17 protein-coding genes are annotated in these 18,914 nt (G+C 73.3%); 12 read left to right on the top strand and 5 right to left on the bottom strand.

Annotated elements, in window-relative coordinates; genetic code table 11:
* Positions 1-128 precede the first annotated feature (128 nt).
* The 5 genes from egtA (at position 129) to ABZY20_RS07950 (ending at position 4,853) form a co-directional block, all read left to right on the top strand.
* On the top strand, positions 129-1,427 hold the full coding sequence (egtA, locus tag ABZY20_RS07970; protein WP_356438176.1) for an ergothioneine biosynthesis glutamate--cysteine ligase EgtA: 1,299 nt from the start codon (positions 129-131) through the stop codon (positions 1,425-1,427).
* A complete protein-coding gene (gene egtB / locus ABZY20_RS07965; RefSeq protein WP_356438174.1) occupies positions 1,424-2,767 on the top strand; it encodes an ergothioneine biosynthesis protein EgtB in 1,344 nt (447 codons plus the stop codon). The genes egtA and egtB overlap by 4 nt, the downstream gene beginning before the upstream one ends.
* Positions 2,767-3,564, top strand: a complete 798-nt coding sequence (gene egtC / locus ABZY20_RS07960) for an ergothioneine biosynthesis protein EgtC (RefSeq protein WP_356438171.1) — start codon at positions 2,767-2,769, stop codon at positions 3,562-3,564. Before egtB ends, egtC begins: the two co-directional genes overlap by 1 nt.
* A complete protein-coding gene (gene egtD, locus ABZY20_RS07955) occupies positions 3,561-4,523 on the top strand; it encodes an L-histidine N(alpha)-methyltransferase (protein WP_356438168.1) in 963 nt (320 codons plus the stop codon). The genes egtC and egtD overlap by 4 nt, the downstream gene beginning before the upstream one ends.
* A gap of 114 nt (positions 4,524-4,637) precedes the next feature.
* On the top strand, positions 4,638-4,853 hold the full coding sequence (locus ABZY20_RS07950; protein ID WP_356438166.1) for a dodecin: 216 nt from the start codon (positions 4,638-4,640) through the stop codon (positions 4,851-4,853).
* 108 nt (positions 4,854-4,961) lie between these two features.
* Here ABZY20_RS07950 and ABZY20_RS07945 read toward each other — a convergent pair whose 3' ends face one another.
* Complete coding sequence (locus ABZY20_RS07945; RefSeq protein ID WP_356438163.1) at positions 4,962-5,456, bottom strand: hypothetical protein; 495 nt, start codon at positions 5,454-5,456, stop codon at positions 4,962-4,964.
* Positions 5,457-5,587: 131 nt separating this feature from the next.
* Between ABZY20_RS07945 and ABZY20_RS07940 the strand changes: the two genes are divergently transcribed.
* From ABZY20_RS07940 to ABZY20_RS07910, 7 genes are all read left to right on the top strand, one after another.
* Positions 5,588-6,787: a right-handed parallel beta-helix repeat-containing protein gene (locus tag ABZY20_RS07940; RefSeq protein WP_356438160.1), complete on the top strand. Its 1,200-nt coding sequence runs from the start codon at positions 5,588-5,590 to the stop codon at positions 6,785-6,787.
* A 375-nt stretch (positions 6,788-7,162) separates the two neighbouring features.
* Positions 7,163-7,597 (top strand): DUF485 domain-containing protein, encoded by a 435-nt coding sequence (locus tag ABZY20_RS07935; protein WP_356438157.1) that lies wholly within the window; start codon positions 7,163-7,165, stop codon positions 7,595-7,597.
* Positions 7,591-9,186, top strand: a complete 1,596-nt coding sequence (locus ABZY20_RS07930; protein ID WP_356438154.1) for a cation acetate symporter — start codon at positions 7,591-7,593, stop codon at positions 9,184-9,186. The genes ABZY20_RS07935 and ABZY20_RS07930 overlap by 7 nt, the downstream gene beginning before the upstream one ends.
* Positions 9,187-9,321: 135 nt before the next feature.
* Complete coding sequence (gene rpmF / locus ABZY20_RS07925; protein ID WP_356438151.1) at positions 9,322-9,492, top strand: 50S ribosomal protein L32; 171 nt, start codon at positions 9,322-9,324, stop codon at positions 9,490-9,492.
* Between the two features lie 4 nt (positions 9,493-9,496).
* Positions 9,497-10,654 carry a GTP-binding protein gene (locus tag ABZY20_RS07920; RefSeq protein ID WP_356438148.1) on the top strand — a complete coding sequence of 386 codons (1,158 nt, stop codon included), beginning with the start codon at positions 9,497-9,499 and terminating at the stop codon, positions 10,652-10,654.
* A 51-nt stretch (positions 10,655-10,705) separates the two neighbouring features.
* Positions 10,706-11,704, top strand: a complete 999-nt coding sequence (locus ABZY20_RS07915) for an LLM class flavin-dependent oxidoreductase (protein WP_356438145.1) — start codon at positions 10,706-10,708, stop codon at positions 11,702-11,704.
* A gap of 11 nt (positions 11,705-11,715) precedes the next feature.
* Entirely contained in the window at positions 11,716-14,058 is a 2,343-nt protein-coding gene (locus ABZY20_RS07910; RefSeq protein ID WP_356438142.1) for an excinuclease ABC subunit UvrA, read from the top strand.
* Here the strand turns inward: ABZY20_RS07910 and ABZY20_RS07905 are convergent.
* From ABZY20_RS07905 to ABZY20_RS07890, 4 genes are all read right to left on the bottom strand, one after another.
* A complete protein-coding gene (locus tag ABZY20_RS07905; RefSeq protein ID WP_356438139.1) occupies positions 14,048-14,842 on the bottom strand; it encodes a lysophospholipid acyltransferase family protein in 795 nt (264 codons plus the stop codon). The genes ABZY20_RS07910 and ABZY20_RS07905 overlap by 11 nt on opposite strands.
* Positions 14,843-15,171: 329 nt before the next feature.
* The gene (locus ABZY20_RS07900; RefSeq protein ID WP_356438136.1) at positions 15,172-15,942 is read right to left on the bottom strand and encodes a GNAT family N-acyltransferase; all 771 of its coding nucleotides are present in this window, start codon (positions 15,940-15,942) and stop codon (positions 15,172-15,174) included.
* A gap of 275 nt (positions 15,943-16,217) precedes the next feature.
* On the bottom strand, positions 16,218-16,967 hold the full coding sequence (locus ABZY20_RS07895; RefSeq protein WP_356438133.1) for a succinate dehydrogenase/fumarate reductase iron-sulfur subunit: 750 nt from the start codon (positions 16,965-16,967) through the stop codon (positions 16,218-16,220).
* Entirely contained in the window at positions 16,964-18,913 is a 1,950-nt protein-coding gene (locus ABZY20_RS07890) for a fumarate reductase/succinate dehydrogenase flavoprotein subunit (RefSeq protein WP_356438130.1), read from the bottom strand. The genes ABZY20_RS07895 and ABZY20_RS07890 overlap by 4 nt, the downstream gene beginning before the upstream one ends.
* Position 18,914 lies beyond the last annotated feature (1 nt).

The raw sequence follows: 18,914 nt of genomic DNA, 5'->3' as shown, positions 1-18,914 counted from the left end.
GCCCGGAACGCCCCGGTTCGCGCCCTTGTGCCGAGCGACGGGAGGGTTTTGAGTGGGACGAGTGACCCCGGTCCGGGCGCCGGAATGCCCGGACCGATGGCATGGTGGAATCTCAGGAGGATCCCGACATGTCCGATTCGGTAGGTGGCTGTACGGAGCCACACACCCTGTCCGAGGCCGAGGTCGAGGCCCTGGTACGCGGCATCTGCTTCAAGACGGGCCCGCCGCGCCGCCTGGGAGTGGAGGTGGAATGGCTCGTCCACGAGCTGCGTGCCCCGCAGCTCCCCGTCACACCCGATCGACTGCGAGCGGCCTACGCCGCCCTGCGGACCCTGCCCCTGAGGTCGGCGCTCACCGTGGAGCCCGGCGGCCAGCTGGAGCTGAGCTCGCCGCCCGCCGCCTCGCTCATGGAGTGCGTCCGCACCGTCTCCGCCGACCTGGACGCCGTCCGCGCCGTCCTGCGTGAGGACGGCCTCGTCCTCGTCGGCATCGGCCAGGATCCCTGGCACGAACCCCGCAGGTTCCTGCGCGAACCGCGCTACGACGCCATGGAGACCTGCCTCGACCGCACCGGCCCTGCCGGACGCGCCATGATGTGCAGCTCCGCATCCGTGCAGGTGTGCCTGGACGCCGGCCACGAGGAGCCCGGGCCCCTCGGCCATGTGCGGCGCTGGTGGCTGGCCCATCACCTGGGCGCGGTCCTCGTGGCCGTGTTCGCCAACTCCCCGCTCGCCGGGCACCGGCCCACCGGCTGGCTGTCCACCCGGCAGCTGATGTGGACCCGGATCGGCGCCGGCCGGGCGGGCGGACCGCCCCTGGACGCCACGCCGCGCGACGCCTGGGCCCGGCACGTGCTGGACTCGCCCGTGATGTGCGTACGGCGGGACGGCGCGTCCTGGGACGTCCCCGAAGGGCTCACCTTCCGGGAGTGGATCCGCACGGGCGACCCCCGGCCGCCCACGCGGGAGGACCTCGACTACCACGTCACGACCCTGTTCCCACCGGTCAGGCCGCGCGGCCATCTCGAACTGCGCATGATCGACGCGCAGCCCGGCGACGACGGCTGGATCGTGCCGCTGGCCGTGGCGGCGGCCCTGTTCGACGACCCCCAGGCCACCGAGACCGCCTACCGGGCCGTGAAGCCGCTGGCCGAGCGCACCCTGGGGCTGCCCGCGCCGCACAACCCGCTCTGGCTCGACGCGGCCCGGCGCGGCCTGGCCGACGCCGAACTGCGCGAGGTGGCCGTCGCGTGCTTCACGACGGCACTGGACGCCCTGCCCCGGCTCGGCGCCACGCCGGACGTCGTCGAGGCCGTCACCGCCTACCTGGACCGCCATGTCGTCCTGGGCCGCTGCCCCGCCGACGACCTGCTCGACCGACAGCGCGGCACGCACGGTCGCGCCCAGGGGAAGGACCCGCGCCCATGACCGACACCCGCCCCGCTGCCGGCCCGGACACCGACGCCGCCGACCCCGAGGCGCTGCGCGAGCGCGCGGTCGCCTCGCTGGTCCTCGCCCGCGACCGCACCACGCTGCTGACGAGCTGCGTCGAGGAGCCCGACCTGACGGCGCAGCACTCGCCGCTGATGTCGCCCCTGGTGTGGGACCTCGCGCACATCGGCAACCAGGAGGAGCAGTGGCTGCTGCGGGCCGTCGCCGGACAGGAGGCGATACGGCCCGAGATCGACAGCCTCTACGACGCCTTCGAGCACCCCCGGGCCGAGCGGCCCAGGCTGCCCCTGCTGCCGCCGGCCGAGGCCCGCGCCTACGCCGCCGACGTGCGCGCCCGGGCGCTGGACGTCCTGGAGCGGGCCGCGTTCGACGGGACGCGGCTGACCGAGGCCGGGTTCGCCTTCGGGATGATCGCCCAGCACGAACAGCAGCACGACGAGACCATGCTGATCACCCATCAGCTCCGCAAGGGCCCGCGGGCCCTGACCGCGCCCGACCCGGAGCCGGTGCCGCTGTTCACCGGCCCGTCCGAAGTCCTGGTCCCGGGCGGCCCGTTCACCATGGGAACCTCCGGCGAGCCGTGGGCCCTGGACAACGAACGCCCGGCGCACCGGCGCGAGGTGGCACCCTTCCACATCGACACCACCCCGGTGACCAACGCCGCCTACCAGGCCTTCATCGAGGACGGCGGCTACACGAACCCCCGCTGGTGGACGCCCGAGGGCTGGGCGCACATCCGCAACTACGGCATCGCCGCCCCGCTGTTCTGGCGCCGGGACGGCGGCCAGTGGCTCAGGCGCCGCTTCGGCGTCACCGAGGTCGTCCCGCCCGACGAGCCCGTGGTGCACGTGTGCTGGTACGAGGCCGACGCCTACGCCCGCTGGGCCGGGCGGCGGCTGCCCACGGAGGCCGAGTGGGAGAAGGCCGCCCGCCACGACCCGGCCGCCGACCGCTCGATGCGCTATCCGTGGGGCGACGAGGACCCGCGCCCCGAGCACGCCAATCTGGGCCAGCGGCACCTGCGCCCGGCCCCCGCAGGCAGCTACCCGGCCGGCGAGTCCCCGCTGGGTGTACGGCAGCTGATCGGCGACGTGTGGGAGTGGACGGCGAGCGACTTCCTGCCGTACCCGGGCTTCCGGGCGTTCCCGTACAAGGAGTACTCGGAGGTGTTCTTCGGGTCCGACCACAAGGTGCTGCGCGGCGGTTCGTTCGCCGTGGACCCGGTGGCCTGCCGGGGCACGTTCCGCAACTGGGACTACCCGATCCGGCGGCAGATCTTCGCCGGGTTCCGCACGGCCCGGTCGGAGGACGTCTGATGTGCCGTCATGTGGCGTACGTGGGACCCCACGAGCCGCTGGGCGGGCTGCTGGTGGAGCCCCCGCACGGGCTGTACCGGCAGTCGTGGGCGCCCCGGCGGCAGCGGTACGGGACGGTCAACGCCGACGGTTTCGGGGTGGGCTGGTACGCCGAGGGCGATCCGGTGCCGGCCCGCTACCGGCGGGCCGGGCCCGTCTGGGCGGACCTGTCGTTCGCGGACCTCGCCCGCGTCGTGCGGTCCACCGCGCTGCTCGCCGCGGTGCGGGACGCGACCCTGTCGGGCGCGGACGCGGAGGCCGCCGCCGCGCCGTTCGCCGCGGGGACCTGGCTGTTCAGCCACAACGGGGCCGTCAAGGGCTGGCCCGGTTCGCTGGCCGCGGTGTCGCGGACGCTGCCGCCCGAGGACCTGCTGTCGCTGGAGGCCCGCAACGACTCGGCGCTCGTGTGGGCGCTGGTCCTGGCCCGGCTGCGCGCCGGTGACGAGGAGGGCCAGGCGCTGGCCGACACGGTCCTGGAGGTCGCCGCCGCGGCCCCCGGCTCCCGGCTCAACCTGCTCCTCACCAACGGCGACACCATCACCGCGACCGCCTGGGGCGACACCCTCTGGTACCTCGCCCGGCCCGGCGGCGGCACCGTCGTGGCCTCCGAGCCCTACGACGACGACCCGCACTGGCAGGAGGTGCCCGACCGCACGCTGCTCGCGGCGAGCCGCACGGACGTGCTGCTCACCCCGCTGAAGGAGCCGGCCGAGGCATTCGCCCCCTCCCCGAAGGACCCGAAGGAGCCCCGTACGTGAGCCCGTTCCACCTCACCCGCACCCTGCCCGAGGACGCCACGGACGCGGCGCTGCGGGCCGACGTCCGCCGGGGTCTGACCGGCCGGCCCAAGACGCTGCCGCCCAAGTGGTTCTACGACGCCCACGGCAGCGACCTGTTCGAGAAGATCACCGAACTGCCCGAGTACTACCCCACGCGCGCCGAGCGGGAGATCCTGCTCGCGCGCTCCGGCGAGATCGCCGCGGCGACCCGGGCCCGGACCCTGGTCGAGCTCGGTTCCGGCTCGTCGGACAAGACGCGGCATCTGCTCGACGCCCTCACGGACCTGCACACCTACGTCCCCGTCGACGTCAGCGAGAGCGCCCTCGCCCAGGCCGGGCGGGCGCTCGCCGCCGAGCGGCCGGGGCTGGACGTGCACGCGCTGATCGCCGACTTCACCGCGGAGCTGACGCTGCCGGACACGCCCGGGCCGCGGCTGGTGGCCTTCCTCGGCGGCACGATCGGCAACCTGCTGCCCGCCGAGCGCGCCGTGTTCCTGTCCGCGGTGCGCGCCCTGCTCGCCCCGGGCGACGCCCTGCTGCTGGGCACGGACCTGGTCAAGGACGAGGAGGTGCTGGTGAGGGCGTACGACGACGCGGCCGGGGTGACGGCCGCGTTCAACAAGAACGTCCTGACGGTCATCAACCGTGAACTCGGCGCGGACTTCGAGCCGGACGCGTTCACCCACGTGGCGCGGTGGGACGCCGGGCACGAGTGGATCGAGATGCGGCTGCGGTCCCGTACGGCGCAGACGGTGAAGGTGCCGGCGCTCGGCCTCGCCGTCGACTTCGCGGCGGGCGAGGAGCTGCGCACCGAGGTGTCGGCGAAGTTCCGGCAGGAGGGGGTACGCGCCGAACTGGCCGCGGCGGCGCTGGAGCTGGCCCACTGGTGGACCGACGGGGCGTGCCGGTTCGCGCTGTCGCTGAGCGTGGCCCGCTGACCCCGGTGTCCCCCGCGGCGGCGCGGGCGGGCGGCGACGCCTCGCGCTTCGCCGCCGCGTGGGGCACGGTGGAGTGACGTGTGACATCCCCGTCACTGGACCGAGGAGCAGCGCATGTCGAACCACACCTACCGGGTCACGGAGATCGTCGGCACCTCGCCCGAGGGCGTCGACCAGGCCATCCGCAACGGCATCGGCCGGGCCTCGCAGACGCTGCGCAACCTGGACTGGTTCGAGGTGACGCAGGTGCGCGGCCAGCTCGAGGAGGGGCGGATCGCACACTGGCAGGTGGGGCTGAAGGTCGGCTTCCGGCTGGAGGAGTCCGAGTAGCCGCCGCCAGCCGTCCCGTCCCCGGAAGCCGGATCGCGCGCGGGCGCGTGCGCGGCGCCGGCCGACCGGCCTGGGGCCTGTCGTTCGGATCGCGGCGCAAGAAGGGCCTCAGGTCCGCCCTTCGCGCTCCTGCGCCTGCTCCATCTCGGCGGACCGGGTCGCCCAGTCGGCCTGCAGGACGGTGAAGCCCGCGCGCCGGGCGTCCTGGCACACCAGTTCGTCGTCGTCGACAAGGACGCGGACCTCGCGTGTGCGGGCGAGCCGCCGCAGGATCTCCAGCTTGGTGAACCGGGCGGGGCGGCGGTCGGCGTCCCGCCGCATGTACACGCGCCCCTCGGGCAGCCCCTGCGCGGCGAGCCAGTCGAGGGTGTCGCGGCGGCAGCGCTCGGGACGCCCGGTGAGATAGACGATCTCGCACTCCCGGGCGCTCTCCCGCACCAGCGCGATGCCCTCGCGGAGCGGCGGGTCGTGCGGCGCGGCCGCGAAGAAGCCGTCCCAGTCCCGCGGCCTGCGCTCCAGGAAGCGCTGGCGGTGCGCGGTGCCGGCGAGGGTGTTGTCCAGGTCGAACACGGCCAGCGGTGCCTTGCTGCGGTCGTCGCTCACGCCGCCCAGCCTAGGTCCTGCCGTGCGCACGCGGCGCCCCGGGCCGCCGCGTGCGCACCGCTGCCCGGCAACCTTCCCTCCCCCGGCGGCCACTGCTGTGCGACACCCACACAGCAAGGGCAGGAGGCCGTATGCGCAACGCACGGATCTGGTCGGCGGCGACGGCGGGGGCCGCGCTGGCCATGGCACTGACGGGGCCGGCGGCCGCCGCGGGCACGACCCTGGTCGTGGCGCCGAACGGCGACGACGCCGCCCCCGGCACCCTCGCGCGGCCACTGCGGACCATCCAGCGGGCGGTGGACCTCGCCGGGCCCGGTGACACCATCACCCTGCGCGGCGGCACGTACGCCCTCACCGACAACATCACCATCACCACCTCGGGGACGGCCGCGCAGCCGATCACGCTGGCCGCCCACCCGGGCGAACGGGTCGTCGTCGACGGCGAGAAGCTGCCCGCGAGCCACACCCCGGTCGGCGGCGGCATCCCGCGTGCCGAGCGCGGGGCGGTGCACATGGAGGCCTCGCACTGGCGGATCTCGGACCTGGAGATCGTCAACGGCCCCTACGGCGTGTACTGCGACGGCTGCGACGGGAACGTGTTCGCCCGGCTGCACACCCACGACAACTACGAGTCCGGCTTCCAGCTCCAGGGCGCCTCCAGCGGCAACCTCATCCTGGACCTGGACAGCCACCACAACCGCGACCCGCGCAAGAACGGCGAGAGCGCCGACGGGCTGGCCGTCAAGGAGGGCAGCGGCGCGGGCAACGTGGTGCGCGGCGCCCGGCTGTGGAACAACGTCGACGACGGTTTCGACGCCTGGAAGTTCGCCTCCCCGGTGACGATCGAGAACACGGTCGCGTACGGCAACGGCTACAACCGCTGGGGCTTCCCCGACTTCGCCGGCGACGGCAACGGCTTCAAGCTCGGCGGCGGCAGCCCGGCCCCGGCGGTGGCCCACACCGTACGCAACAGCGCCTCCTTCAAGAACGCGAAGCACGGCTACACCGACAACGGCAACCCGGGCTCCCTCGCCCTGAGCCGCAACTCCGCCTTCGGCAACGGCGGTACGGGATTCGACGCCGACGTCCAGGACGGCACGGCCAGGCTCACCGGCAACCTCTCCGTCGCCGACCAGCGCCCGGCCGCCGTCGGGTCCCGGACGGTCGTCAGCGGCAACTCCTGGAACCTGGGGGGCACCTGGGACGGCTCCTCGGTCCTGAGCACCGACCCCAACCCGCTCACCGGCCCCCGGGCGGCGGACGGCTCGCTGCCGAAGGCGCCCGCGTTCCTCGTGCCGCGATCCGGCGCGGCGGTCGGGGCCCGTTTCTGAGCCGTCCGGCGCCTTTCGGACAGCCCGGCCGGGAAATGGTCCATGGTCCGTACTGTTCCCGCGTCGACGGTGATGTGAACGAGCCATGCCGACAGGTGAATTCACCCGCACAGTTGATGGCTCAAGGACGGCACTGACATACTCCGCTTCCAGCCTCGCCACCACCCGTGGCCGGGGCTGGTCGGGGATCCCCACACAGAGCCCCGAGGCCGTCCGCGTGTTTCCGAAAGAGCTCTTTCTCTCGGTTTCACGCCCCCCCACAGAGCCCGCACCCCCACGATGCGTCCGGCCCCCTCCACCCTGCCCGAAGGCCGGACGCGACACTGACTCGAAGGGGTCGAGTGCGGGGCACGAAGCAGCGAAGAAGGTGCGCCTGTGCCCGAATTCTCACCGAGGCGGGACGAAACTCCCCCATTCCCGCACCCGCACATCGAACATCCTCCGGCGTCGCATATATCCGCTCATCCCGAATTCCACTCGCTGCGCCGCTCCCAGCGCCGGTTCGGCACCCGGGCGACCATCCTGTCGGTGGGTGGATTCCTGCTGTACGTCCTGCTGTCGAGTTTCGTTCCCGCGGTGATGAACCAGCCGCTGTTCGGCCGTCTCACCGTCGGACTCACCCTCGGTCTCGGGCAGTTCGCCCTCATGGGCGTGACCGCCTGGTGCTACGTCCGGCACATGCGCACCCGGGTCGACCCCCTCGCCCGCGGCCTGCGGTCCCGGGCGCGCGAGAACCAGGCCCGCCGCGCGCGGCCGCACGGCGCCGGACAACCCCTCCGGCAGGGCACCAGGGGGTTCCGCTCGTGGTGACCGCCGCCGCCATCGACGACGACAGCCTGCAGCTGACGTTCGTGCTGTTCCTGACCGTGGTCGTGATCACGCTGTTCACCGCCCTGCTGACGGCGCCCCACCGCGACGAGATCAGCGAGTTCTACCTGGGCAACCGCACCATGTCGGCACTGCGCAACGGCCTCGCCATGTGCGGCGACTACCTGTCCGCCGCCACCCTGCTGGGCAGCACCGGCCTGGTCGCGCTGACCGGGTACGACGGCCTGATGTACCTGGGCGGCACCACCGTCGCCTGGATGATGGTGCTGCTGCTGATCGCCGAACCCCTGCACCGCACCGGCACGTTCACACTCGGCGACACGGTGGCGCTGCGCATGCCCCGGATGCAGCGGCCGGTGCGGGTGGCGCTGGCCGTGTGCATCCTGGCCGTCGCGACGCTCTACCTGGTGGCCCAGCTCGTGGGCAGCGTGGCCCTGCTGACGCAGTTCACCGGAGCGCCCAGCGCCACCACCCGCGCCCTGTGCGTGGTCGTGATCGGCACCTTCGTGATCCTGTACGCCTCCCTCGGCGGCATGCCCGGCGCGACGGTCATCCAGATCATCAAGGCCGTGATGCTCATCGTGGGCGTGCTGTTCACCGCGGGGCTGGTGCTGCACCGCTTCGACTGGAACGCGGACGCGCTGCTGGAGCGGGCGGCGGCACGCAGCGGCGCCGGCCCGCAGTTCCTCGAACCCGGCCTGCGCTACGGCGGTACCGTCACCGACAAGCTGGACTTCCTCAGCCTCGAACTGGCCATCGTCCTCGGTCTGGCCGCCCTGCCCCACGTGCTGATGCGGCTGCTCGCCCCGCGCAGCACCGGCGTCCTGCGCTCCTCCGTGGTCTGGGCGGTCGGCCTGGTCGGCGCGGTCTGCTTCGGCGCCGGCATCCTCGGCCTCGGCGCCACCGCGCTCCTCGGCCACGACACGCTCGTCGGCACGGACAGCACCGGGAACGCCTCGGTGCTGCTGCTCGCCCACGAGCTGGGCGGCAGCGTCCTGACCGCGCTGCTGACCTGCCTGGCGTATCTGACCCTGCTCGCCGTGGCGGTCGGGCTGACCCTCGCGGCGGCCTCGTCCCTCGCCCACGACCTGTACGGCGCGGTGATCCGCAGGGGCCGGGCGACCGAGACGGAGGAACTGGCCGTCGCCCGGCTGTCCGGCGCGGTCATCGGCGTCCTCGGGATCCTGCTCGCCCTCGTCGCCTGGGGCGCGAACACCGCGACGCTGGCCTTCCTCGCCTTCGCCATCGCGGCGTCCGCGATCCTGCCGACGATCGTCTACACCCTGTTCTGGCGGCGCTTCTCGGCGAAGGGCGCCCTGCTCAGCCTCTATGGCGGGCTGCTGTGCTCCGTGCTGCTCGCCGCGTTCTCGCCCGTGGTCTCCTCCACCCCGGCCTCGTTCTACCCCGACGCCGACTTCGCCTGGTTCCCGCTGCAGAACCCCGGCATCGTCTCGATCCCGGTCGGCTTCCTCCTGGGCTGGCTCGGCACGGTCCTGGACCAGGGCCCGGCCGAGGACCCCGCCGCGCACGAGGAGTTCGAGGTGCGGATGCTCGTGGGCGCCGACGACTGACGGACGCCGGGACACCGGCGGCAGCGGCAGGACACCGGCGGCAGGACACCGGGACGCTGATTGTTAATGGGATCCATTTTCATGTAGCGTCCTCGGTGCCCTGCCCGTCCGGCAGGAGTTCCGAGGAGGATTCCCATGGCTGTCCCGAAGCGGAAGATGTCCCGCAGCAACACCCGTCACCGCCGCGCCCAGTGGAAGGCCACCACGCCGGCCCTGGTCCCGGTCACCGTCGACGGCGTCCGTCATCTCGTCCCGCAGCACCTGGTCAAGGCGTACGAGCGCGGCCTGCTGCGGCCGGAGGGCTAGGGCGATGCCGCACGACAGGCTGCCCGTCACCGTGCTCTCCGGATTCCTCGGGGCGGGCAAGACCACCCTGCTCAACCACGTCCTGGCCAACCGCGAGGGCCTGCGCGTCGCGGTCATCGTCAACGACATGAGCGAGGTCAACATCGACGCGGCCCTGGTGCGCGGCGGTGAGGCCGCGCTGTCGCGGACCGAGGAACGCCTGGTCGAGATGACCAACGGCTGCATCTGCTGCACCCTGCGCGACGACCTGCTCGACGAGGTGGACCGGCTGGCCCGCGAGGGCCGCTTCGACCACCTCCTCATCGAGAGCTCCGGCATCTCGGAGCCCCTGCCGGTCGCCGCGACCTTCGCCTTCGCCCGGGACGACGGCGCCACCCTGGGCGACGTCGCCCGGCTGGACACCATGGTCACGGTCGTCGACGCGGCCAACTTCCTCACCGAGCTGGCCGGCGGTGACGACCTGGCCGAACGAGGGCTCGCCCCGTACGAGGATGACGAGCGCACCGTCAGCGATCTGCTCGTCGACCAGATCGAGTTCGCCGACGTGCTGGTCCTCAACAAGCTCGACCTCGTCGACGAGGAGTCGGCGGCGCGCCTGCGGGCCGCCCTGACCCGCCTCAACCCGGTCGCCCGGCTGGTCCCCGCCACCCACGGCCGGATCGGGCTGCGCCAGGTCCTCGGCACCGGCCTGTTCGACCTGGAGCGCGCCCAGCAGGCACCGGGCTGGGTCCGCGAGCTCAACGGCGACCACGTCCCGGAGACCGAGGAGTACGGCATCTCCTCCACCGTCTTCCGCTCGGAACTGCCCTTCCACCCCGAGCGGTTGTGGTCCTTCGTCACCGAGGACCTGGACGGCGGCACGTACGGCCGCGTCCTGCGCTCCAAGGGCTTCTTCACCCTGGCGAGCCGCCCGCGCGTGACGGGGCTGTGGTCGCAGGCCGGCGGCGTCGCCCGCTTCGAACCGTCCGCCGCCCGGGACACGGACGTCCCGCACGCGCAGGAGCTGGTGTTCATCGGGACGGAGCTGGACACCGACGCCCTGCAGCGGGCCCTGACCGCGTGCCTGGTGCGGCAGGGCGAGGAACCGCCCGCGGACGACCCCTTCCCCGCCTGGGACACCTACGGCATCGACGAGGCGTGCGACCACGAGCACGCGGCGTAGCGGCCGGCGCCGGCCCGGGAATGCCCCGCCCCGCCGGGCGTTGAACCCCGTGTGACCTCCCTGATCGCCTCGGCCCGCTTCTCCGTCCTCGACCGCTCCCGCACCCGCGAGGGGCACACCCACCCCGAGGCGCTGCGCGACACCGTCCGGCTGGCGCGGGAGTTGGAAGGGCTCGGCTTCCACCGGCTGTGGGTGTCGGAGCACCACGGGGTCCCCGGGGTGGCCGGTTCCGCGCCGGCCGTGCTGGCCGCGGCCGTCGCGGCGGCGACCGGGACGATCCGGGTCGGCACGGGCGGGGTGATGCTGCCCAACCACCGGCCGCTGGTCGTGGCCGAGCAGTTCGGGGTGCTGGAGTCGCTGTTCCCCGGCCGGATCGACATGGGCCTGGGCCGGTCGGTGGGCTTCACCGACGGGGTGCGCAAGGCGCTCGGCCGTGACAAGGGCGACGCGGACGACTTCGAGGCGCAGCTGCGGGAGCTGCTCGGCTGGTTCCGGGGCACCTCCCCCACCGGGGTGCACGCCCGCCCCGCGGAAGGCCTGACCGTGCCGCCGTTCGTCCTGGCCATGGGCGAGGGCGCCGGGATCGCGGCCCGTCTCGGGCTGCCCCTGGTCATCGGCGACCTCAGGAACCGGGACCGGATGCGGCAGGGCGTCGACCACTACCGCGCGCATTTCCGCCCCTCGCCCTGGGCGGACGAGCCCTACGTCGTCGTCTCCGGCACGGTCGCGGTGGCCGGGACACCCGAGGAGGCGCGGCGGCTGCTGATCCCCGAGGCCTGGTCCATGGCGTACTCCCGCACCCACGGCACCTTCCCGCCCCTGCCGCCCGCCGAGCGCGTCGAGGCGCTCACCATGACCGGAAGGGAACGCGACCTCTACGAGGCCGGACTCACCGGGCACATCGCGGGCACCGAGGAGCAGGTCGCGCACGAGCTGGAGACGCTGCTGAAGGAGACCGGGGCACAGGAGGTCCTGGTCACCACCAGCACCTACGACCGCGCGGCCCTGCTGGACTCCTACCGGCGGCTGGCCGCGATCACGTCCGGTTAGAGTCGGTTTTCATGCACGACGACCCCCACGGCCCCCACGATCCGTACGTCCGCGTCCGCGGTGCCCGCGAGCACAACCTGAAGGGCGTCGACGTCGACATCCCCCGGGACGTGCTGGCCGTGTTCACCGGCGTGTCCGGCTCGGGCAAGTCGTCCCTGGCGTTCGGCACGATCTACGCCGAGGCGCAGCGGCGCTACTTCGAGTCGGTCGCCCCGTACGCGCGCCGGCTGATCCACCAGGTCGGCGCGCCGAAGGTCGGGGAGATCACCGGTCTGCCGCCGGCGGTCTCGCTCCAGCAGCGCCGGGCGGCGCCCACCTCCCGCTCCTCGGTGGGCACGGTCACCAACCTCTCCAACTCCCTGCGGATGCTGTTCTCCCGCGCCGGCACCTACCCGCCGGGCGCCGGGCGGCTCGACTCCGACGCCTTCTCGCCCAACACGGCGGCCGGGGCCTGCCCCGAGTGCCACGGCCTGGGGCGGGTGCACCGCACGAGCGAGGAACTGCTGGTCCCCGACCCGTCGCTGTCGATCCGCGAGGGCGCGATCGCCGCGTGGCCGGGCGCCTGGCAGGGCAAGAACCTCCGGGACGTCCTCGACGCGCTCGGACACGACGTGGACCGGCCGTGGCGGGACCTGCCCGCGGACCAGCGCGAGTGGATCCTGTTCACGGACGAGCAGCCGGTGGTCACCGTGCACCCCGTGCGGGACGCCGGCCGCATCCAGCGGCCGTACCAGGGCACCTACACGAGCGCCCGCCGGTACGTGATGAAGACCTTCTCGGACTCCAGGAGCCCGGCGCTGCGGGCGAAGGCCGAGCGGTTCCTCACCAGCGCCCCCTGCCCGGCGTGCGGGGGCAGCAGGCTGCGCCCCGAGGCGCTGGCGGTGACGTTCGGCGGCCGGACCGTCGCCGAGCTGGCGGCCCTGCCCCTGGTGGAGCTGGCCGCCGCGCTCGACGCCACGACCGAGACCGCGCGGGTCCTCACCGAGGATCTCAGGTCCCGTATCGAACCGGTCGTCGAGCTGGGCCTCGGCTACCTCAGCCTCGACCGCCCCACCCCCACCCTCTCCGCCGGCGAACTGCAGCGCCTGCGCCTGGCCACCCAGCTGCGCTCCGGTCTGTTCGGGGTCGTCTACGTCCTGGACGAGCCGTCGGCCGGGCTGCACCCCGCGGACACCGAGGCGCTGCTGACCGTGCTGGAGCGGCTGAAGGCGGCTGGCAACTCGGTGTTCGTCGTGGAGCACCACCTCGACGTCATGCGCGGCGCCGACTGGCTGGTGGACGTGGGGCCGCGGGCGGGCGAGCACGGCGGACGGGTGCTGCACAGCGGGCCGGTGGCCGCACTGGCGTCCGTCGCGGAGTCGGCGACGGCCCGCCACCTGTTCGACCGCTCCCCCGCCCCGGCACGCGAGGTGCGGACGCCCAGCGGGTGGCTGAAGACCGGCCCGGTCAGCCGGCACAACCTGCGCGGGCTGACCGCCGAGTTCCCGCTCGGCGTGTTCACGGCCGTCACCGGTGTCTCCGGCTCGGGCAAGTCGACGCTCATCGGCGAGATCAGCGAGGACCTCGCCGGGGTGGGCCGGCTGGTCTCGGTCGACCAGCGGCCCATCGGCCGCACCCCGCGCTCCAACCTCGCCACGTACACCGGTCTGTTCGACGTGGTGCGCAAGGTGTTCGCGGCCACCGACGGAGCCCGTGAACGCCGCTACGGCGTGGGCCGGTTCTCCTTCAACGTGGCGGGCGGGCGGTGCGAGACCTGCCAGGGCGAGGGGTTCGTCAGCGTGGAGCTGCTGTTCCTGCCGAGCACGTACTCGCCCTGTCCCGACTGCGGCGGCGCCCGGTACAACCCGGAGACGCTCGAAGTGACGTACCGGGGGCGGAACATCGCGCAGGTGCTGGATCTGACGGTGGACGGCGCGGCGGAGTTCTTCGCGGACACCCCGGCCGTGGCCCGCAGCCTGGACACCCTGCTCGACGTGGGGCTGGGCTATCTGCGCCTCGGGCAGCCCGCGACCGAGCTGTCCGGCGGCGAGGCGCAGCGCATCAAGCTGGCGAGCGAGCTGCAGCGCGTCCGGCGCGGCAGCACGCTCTACCTGCTCGACGAGCCGACGACCGGCCTGCACCCGGCGGACGTCGACGTCCTGATGCGCCAGTTGCACGGCCTGGTCGACGCCGGGCACACCGTGATCGTCGTCGAGCACGACATGTCCGTGGTCGCGGGCGCGGACTGGGTGATCGACCTCGGGCCGGGCGGCGGCGACGCGGGCGGGCGGATCGTGGCGGCGGGACCGCCGGCCGAGGTGGCGCGAGCGGGCGGCAGCGCCACGGCGCCGTATCTCGCCCGGGTCATGCCGTGAGGGCCTCCCGCGTGCCGGCCAGCGGTTCCCCGGCCCCGGTGAGAGGTGCGGCAGGCCGCGGCCCGGGGACCCCTGCCTGACTCTCCCGTGGCAGGGTGGCGGCCTCGGCCGCCCGGGCCAGGGCGCGGCGGTCGGTCCCGCTGCCCGGTACCAGCACCTGCCTCACCTCCACCTCGGCGACCAGCCCGCGTGCCGTGGCCACCCGCCAGACCGATGTGAGCAGGGAGTCCTCGCCGACGAAGGCGGGGGTCGTGGTGGACGGTCCCCCTGCCAGCCGGTAACGCAGACGCACCGGCTGGACGGGGACGCCCGCGTCCAGGGCGGCCTGGAACACGGCCCGGCGGAACCGCCCTTGAGCGCGGCCGCACCAGGTGCTGCCCTCGGGGAAGACGGCGACGGCCTCCCCCGCCCGCAGCGCCCCGGCGATCCGGGCCACGGTGCCGGGCAGCGCGCGGATCCGGTCCCGGTCGACGAACAGGGCCCCGCCGCGCGCGGTCAGCCATCCGGCGACCGGCCAGGCCCGGATCTCCGCCTTGGCGAGCATCCGGGCCGGGCGGACGGCGGCGAGCAGCGGGATGTCCAGCCAGGAGACGTGGTTGGCGACGAGCAGCAGGCCGGTCCCGGCCGGGACGCCGCCGTCGATCCGGACGCGTACGCCCGCGGCGCGCACCACCCACCGGCACCAGCGCCTCACCAGCCCCGGCGGGATCCGCCCGCCGAGCGGGCCCACCACAAGCGCGGCACCCAGGTTGGCCACGATCCCGCCCACCAGCAGAACCAGCACGGCGCCCACCCGCAGGACGGCGAACGGCAGTGCCCTGACCCGAACGGCGGGTCCGACACAGGACCGCGGCGCACAGGGAGCGCTCGGCCGCCACCAGGTCCCCGCGTCGGCCGCGTGGAGCGGGGTCCGGGCAGGCGAGACGCCGGTCCCCGCACCGGCCGCCTCGAGCGAAGCCCCGGCAGGCGCGCCGACTGCCCGGACCAGGGGGCCGGTCCCCCCGTCGCCCGCATGGACCGACGCACCGACCCCCTCATCGACGGCCCGCCGTGCGCCCAGCCTCGGGAAGCCCGCGGGGCCGGGCGGAGGCGGGCTCACTGCTGCCCTGTCCGTCACGCCGGGACGAGGGAGAGGAAGTGCCGCAGATAGCGCGGGTCGACCCGGCGCATCGACAGCAGCACGTACAGGTCGGCCACGCCGAACTCGGCGTCGTGGGCGGGTTCCCCGCAGACCCGGGCGCCGAGGCGGAGGTAGCCGCGCAGCAGGGCGGGCAGTTCGACGCGCGTGGCGGGGACGGGGGCCGTCGGCCGCCAGGGGCGCAGCGGCCGTACGCGGTGCTCCTCGGGGGCGAGGTGCTTGGCCCGCACCCGGTCCCAGGTCGCGGCGGCGAGCGTGCCGCCGTCGGCCAGCGGGATGGAGCAGCAGCCCGCCAGCCACTCGTGGCCGCGGTCGACCATGTAGCGGGCTATGCCGGCCCAGATCAGCCCGATCACGGCGCCGTCGCGGTGGCCGGGATGGACGCAGGAGCGGCCGACCTCCACCAGGTCCGGACGCAGCCCGTCGATCCGGGAGAGGTCGAACTCGCCCTCGGAGTACAGTCGTCCCGCCACCGCCGCGCGCTCCGGCGGGAGCAGCCGGTAGGTGCCGACGACCTGCCCGGACACCTCCTCGCGGACCAGCAGGTGGTCGCAGTACGCGTCGAAGGCGTCGATGTCGTGGCCCGGCTGCGGGGTGGGCAGCAGGGCGCCCATCTCACCGGCGAAGACGTCGTGCCGCAGCCGCTGGGCGGCGCGCACGTCCTCCTCGTCGCGGGCGAGTCCCACGGTGTAGCGGGTGGGTGCCGTGGGCTGCGGCGGGCGGTCGAGCGTGGGAACACCGGTCATGGCTCTCTCCTGGTCACGGGCCGGTTCGGCGAGGCGGGGGCGGCTGAGCGGTGGCGTGCGGATCCGCCGCCCCTGTTCTCCCGATGCCGGCTGACCTTCGCGTGTCGAGCGCGGGGAGAGCGGGTGTGAGGTTGCTGAACGGCTCGCGCGGCCCGGGAGGCGGGGAGAAAACCAGACGGGACCGGGATGAGCACCGCTCCCGGTCCCGCCCGTCCGCACTCTCGGCGAACGTCTCGTCCCCCGCGGGGGTCAGCGCTTGGCGTCCCCCGCGGGGGTCAGCGCTTGGCGACCTTGCGGGTCGCCCGCAGCCACTCCTTGTTCATGCTCGTGATGGACATCAGCGGAATGCCCTTGGGGCAGGCCGTGGCGCACTCGCCGGCGAGCGTGCAGCCGCCGAAGCCCTCCTCGTCCATCTGCTCGACCATGTCCAGCACCCGGGTCTCCCGCTCGGGAGCGCCCTGCGGCAGCACGTTCAGGTGATTGATCTTGGCGGAGGTGAACAGCATCGCCGCCCCGTTGGGACAGGCCGCCACGCACGCCCCGCACCCGATGCACTCGGCGTGCTCGAAGGCGAAGTCGGCGTCCGGCTTGGGCACCGGAGTGGCGTGCGCCTCGGGAGCGGCCCCGGTCGGCGCGGTGATGTAGCCGCCGGCCTGGATGATCCGGTCGAAGGCCGAGCGGTCGACGACCAGGTCCTTGATGACCGGGAAGGCGGCCGCCCGCCACGGCTCGATGTCGATCGTGTCGCCGTCCTGGAAGGACCGCATGTGCAGCTGGCAGGTCGTGGTGCGCTCGGGGCCGTGGGCGTCGCCGTTGATGACGAGCGAACAGGCACCGCAGATGCCCTCGCGGCAGTCGTGGTCGAAGGCGACGGGGTCCTCGCCCTTGAGGATGAGTTCCTCGTTGAGGGTGTCGAGCATCTCCAGGAAGGACATGTCGGAGGAGACACCGTCCACCTCGTACGTGGACATGGCGCCTTCGGCCTCGGCGTTCTTCTGCCGCCAGACGCGCAGGGTGAGCTTCATGCGTAGCTCCGCTGGGTGGGGTGGACGTACTCGAAGACCAGGTCTTCCTTGTGCAGGACCGGGGCCTCGCCGGTGCCGGTGAACTCCCAGGCGGCGGCGTAGCCGAACTCCTCGTCCCTGCGGGCCGCCTCGCCGTCGGGCGTCTGGGACTCCTCGCGGAAGTGGCCGCCGCAGGACTCGCCGCGGTGCAGCGCGTCGAGGCACATCAGCTCGGCCAGCTCCAGGTAGTCGACGATGCGGTTGGCCTTCTCCAGCGACTGGTTGAACTCCTCGCCGGTACCGGGCACCTTGATGCGCCGCCAGAACTCCTCGCGGATCTGCGGGATGCGCTCCAGCGCCTTGCGCAGTCCCGTCTCGGAGCGGGCCATGCCGCAGAACTCCCACATGAGTTCGCCGACCTCCCGGTGGAAGGAGTCGGGGGTGCGGTCGCCGTCGACGGACAGCAGCAGGCCGAGCCGGTCCTGTGTCTCGGCCAGGACCTCCTGCACGACGGGGTGTTCGTCGGTGACCGGGTCGTGGTGGGGGTTGCGGGCGAGGTAGTCGTTGATGGTGGCCGGCAGCACGAAGTAGCCGTCGGCGAGGCCCTGCATCAGCGCGGACGCGCCGAGCCGGTTGGCGCCGTGGTCGGAGAAGTTGGCCTCGCCGATCGCGAACAGGCCGGGCACGGTGGTCTGCAGGTCGTAGTCGACCCACAGGCCGCCCATCGTGTAGTGCACGGCGGGGTAGATCCGCATCGGTACCTCGTACGGATCCTCGTCGGTGATCCGCTGGTACATGTCGAAGAGGTTGCCGTACTTGGCCTCGACGGCCTTGCGGCCCATCCGCGCGATGGCGTCGGCGAAGTCCAGGTAGACGCCCTGGCCGCCGGGGCCCACTCCCCGGCCCTCGTCGCAGACGTTCTTCGCGGCGCGGGAGGCGATGTCGCGCGGGACGAGGTTGCCGAAGGACGGGTAGATGCGCTCCAGGTAGTAGTCGCGCTCGTCCTCGGGGATCTCGTTCGCGGGCCGCCGGTCGCCCTTGGCCTTCGGCACCCAGATCCGGCCGTCGTTGCGCAGCGACTCGCTCATCAGCGTCAGCTTGGACTGGTGGTCGCCGGTGCGCGGGATGCAGGTGGGGTGGATCTGTGTGAAGCAGGGGTTGGCGAAGTACGCCCCGCGCCGGTGGGCGCGCCAGATCGCGGTGGCGTTGGAGTTCATGGCGTTCGTCGACAGGTAGAAGACGTTGCCGTAGCCGCCGGAGGCGAGCACCACGGCGTCCGCGAAGTACGTGTCGATCTTCCCGGTGATCAGGTCGCGGGCCACGATCCCGCGTGCCCGCCCGTCGACGACGATCAGGTCGAGCATCTCGGTGCGGGGGTGCATCTCGACGTTGCCGGCGGCGATCTGCCGGCTGAGCGCCTGGTAGGCGCCGAGCAACAGCTGCTGACCCGTCTGGCCGCGGGCGTAGAACGTCCGGGAGACCTGGACGCCGCCGAAGGAGCGGGTGTCGAGGAGCCCGCCGTACTCGCGGGCGAACGGCACGCCCTGCGCCACGCACTGGTCGATGATCTCGACGGAGATCTGCGCGAGCCGGTGGACGTTGGACTCGCGGGCGCGGAAGTCGCCGCCCTTGACGGTGTCGTAGAACAGCCGGTGGACGGAGTCGCCGTCGTTGCGGTAGTTCTTCGCGGCGTTGATGCCTCCTTGCGCGGCGATGGAGTGGGCGCGGCGCGGGGAGTCCTGGTAGCAGAACTGGACGACGCGGTAGCCCTGTTCGGCGAGGGTGGCCCCGGCGGAGCCGCCCGCGAGGCCGGTCCCGACCACGATCACCGTGTGCTTGCGCCGGTTGGCCGGGTTGACCAGCTTGGCCTCAAAGCGGCGCTTGTCCCACCGCTCGTGGACGGGCCCGGAGGGCGCCTTGGTGTCGGCGACCGGCTCACCGGTGACGTAGTTCGTGTATGCGGTCATG

The sequence above is a fragment of the Streptomyces sp. NPDC006624 genome (assembly GCF_040611555.1).
Lineage (GTDB): Bacteria > Actinomycetota > Actinomycetes > Streptomycetales > Streptomycetaceae > Streptomyces.
This window is presented reverse-complemented; position numbering and strand designations above follow the sequence as displayed.